At 77.2% G+C, this 1125-nt stretch carries 1 protein-coding gene; it reads right to left on the bottom strand.

What is annotated here, in order from left to right; translation table 11 throughout:
- The coding region (locus AC1D1T_RS32635) for an HAD-IC family P-type ATPase (protein ID WP_477993505.1) at positions 1–1125 on the bottom strand (1125 nt) is incomplete at both ends.

Raw genomic sequence — 1125 nt, 5'->3', positions numbered from 1 at the left:
GCACCGCGGCCTGCTTGGCGGCGGGATCGGCCGCGCCGATCGCCGCGTCGGCACCGACGCGGCGCGCGATCGACGCGACCCGCTGCGGTGTGTCGCCGGACAGCAGCACGCGGCGCCAGCCGGCCCGGCCGAGCGCGGTCATCGCGTCGACGGCGTCACCGCGCAGCTGCTCGTCGAACTCGAGGCACAGCAGCGCGTGGTCCGCGCGGCCGAACCAGAGGCGCAGCACGTCGTCGGCCGAGGGTTCTGCACCGACCCAGTCGGCGGTGCCGAGCCGCCATTCCACGCCGCCGCTGTCGCGCGCCGACAGGCCGCGGCCGGTGTGCTCGGCGACCTCCGACCAGGCGATGCCGTCCTGCGGCGCGAGCCCGGCCACCGCCTGCGACAGCGGATGGCGCGACCAGCGCGCGAGCGAGGCGGCGCGGTGCAGCAGCTCGGCCTCGGATCCGTGTGCGCCGGCCAGCAGCCGCACCGCCGAGCAGTGCGGCTGCTCCTGCGTCAGTGTGCCCGTCTTGTCCAGGAACACCGTGTCGACGCGCGCCAGCACCTGCAGCGCGTCGAGCCGCTGCAGCAGCACGCCACGCCGCGCCAGGCCACGCGCCGCGGCGACGAAGGCGGCGGGCGCCGCGAGCGACAGCGCGCACGGGCAGGTCACGATCAGCACCGAGACCACCACCCACAGCGCGCGCGACGGGTCGACAACGCTCCACACCGCGCCGGCACCCGCCGCCAGCAGCAGCACGCACCACAGGAAGGGCGCGGCCCAGCGCTGCGCCGCGTCGGCGGCCGACGGCCGGCCAGCCAGCGCCGCATGCATCTGCGCGACGATGCGCTCGTGCCGCGTGTCGGCGCCGGTGCGCTCGACACGCATCACCACCGGCGCGCCGATGTTGAGGCTGCCGGCCACGAGTGTCGCGCCGGCCGGCTTGTCGACCGGCCGCGCTTCGCCGCTCAGCAGCGATTCGTCGGCCTGCGTGCGGCCCTGCAGCAGCTCGCCGTCCGCGGCGAACGCCTCGCCCAGCGCGACCTGCACGCGGTCGCCGGGCCGCAAGGCCTCGCGTGCGACGCGTTCGCTCGACCCGTCGGCGGCCAGCCGCAGCGCGGTGTCGGGCAGCGCCCCCAGCG

This window comes from Rhizobacter sp. P2_H3, from assembly GCF_056403355.1.
This window is presented reverse-complemented; position numbering and strand designations above follow the sequence as displayed.